We start from the raw sequence: 1,219 nt of genomic DNA, 5'->3' as shown, positions 1-1,219 counted from the left end.
AGGTTCCACACTGGAGCTGTATCGGCAGATCCTACAATTGCGCCACAAATATTCTCTGGGTAATGGCCAGGTACAGTGGCTCGATGCCGATAAGGATGTGTTGGCATTTGATAACGGCGATCTGCGCATCATAATCAATTTCGGAACCAAGGCTGTAGCCTTGCCAGCGAACAGGAAGGTGTTGCTGTCAAGTGAAGCGTTACAGGAAGACAAGTTGCCGGGCAATACAGCAGTCTGGTTGACGCGCTCGTAAATTTTCACATTAACCGCACGTTCTAGTGCTCTGGTGCTTCGCACTCCTGCGAGTCGAGGCACCCAAACACGAAAAACTCCGAAAATATTCCAAACAGATACAAAGAGCGAACCGGCTGAAAAACGAGATCTGTTTGTTGAAACAGCCATGTCATGATGGAGCAGCAGTCGTGACTAACCTAATAAGTCAGACATTTATAACCATAAACGGAATGCGTTTGCCATTCAGGAATGTTGAAATAGATGGCGTTGTTTATCAAGTACCCAAGGGTATTTCCAGAAATAAAGATAAAAAAAGATGGCAGATAAAATTTGAGCGTAATGGTGTCTGTTTAATTATAGGCGGTATCTCCGATAGCAAATTAAACCCGGCTGCTAGCCTTGAAAAAGCAATAGCGTTACTTAGCAAGTGCATTGATAGATTAACTGAAAAACAGCTTTCTAGAAATCGAAAGCATAACTATAAATATATCAGTCCACTACCTATAAGCAAATACATGAAGCTGATTTGGCGTGTTTCTAAAACGACACCTACTTTATATGCTTATTTATATTCACCTTGTCTCAAGAAAGATAAATTTGTCATCTTTGGATCTCATAAGTTAATCACTAAAAATCAGAATATTTTAAAAGAACGAATGGCTATAGCTTTGCTTTATAATGCTCGAATAGAGCATGGTGATCATGATCCTTATCGAGCGATAAATGAGCAAGAAATTGATAAATACATTGATTTAGCAAAATCAAAAATAACAAACAACATTAATTTTATGAAGTTCATTCAAGATGGGCTTGAGCTGAACCGACAATTAAAAGGAATTTAAATATTGAACTTTGCCTGGGTGAATTTATACACTCCTGATAAAGTATCACCTTAAATCAACAACCACAAAAAAAGGAAACATCCAATGATAGGTAATGCCGCAGTTGATGCCGATGCAACAAACGTGGAAACACCACAATCCAA

Annotated in this window: 2 protein-coding genes; both read left to right on the top strand. The window is 39.0% G+C overall.

The window, feature by feature from the left end; all coding sequences use genetic code 11:
* Positions 1-253 (top strand): DUF3459 domain-containing protein (locus FHR87_RS18900; RefSeq protein ID WP_183168303.1); only part of this gene is annotated, 253 nt, incomplete at its 5' end.
* Positions 254-422: 169 nt separating this feature from the next.
* The gene (locus FHR87_RS18895) at positions 423-1,076 is read left to right on the top strand and encodes a hypothetical protein (RefSeq protein ID WP_183168302.1); all 654 of its coding nucleotides are present in this window, start codon (positions 423-425) and stop codon (positions 1,074-1,076) included.
* Positions 1,077-1,219 lie beyond the last annotated feature (143 nt).

Source organism: Azomonas macrocytogenes (assembly GCF_014191985.1).
Lineage (GTDB): Bacteria > Pseudomonadota > Gammaproteobacteria > Pseudomonadales > Pseudomonadaceae > Azomonas > Azomonas macrocytogenes.
This window is presented reverse-complemented; position numbering and strand designations above follow the sequence as displayed.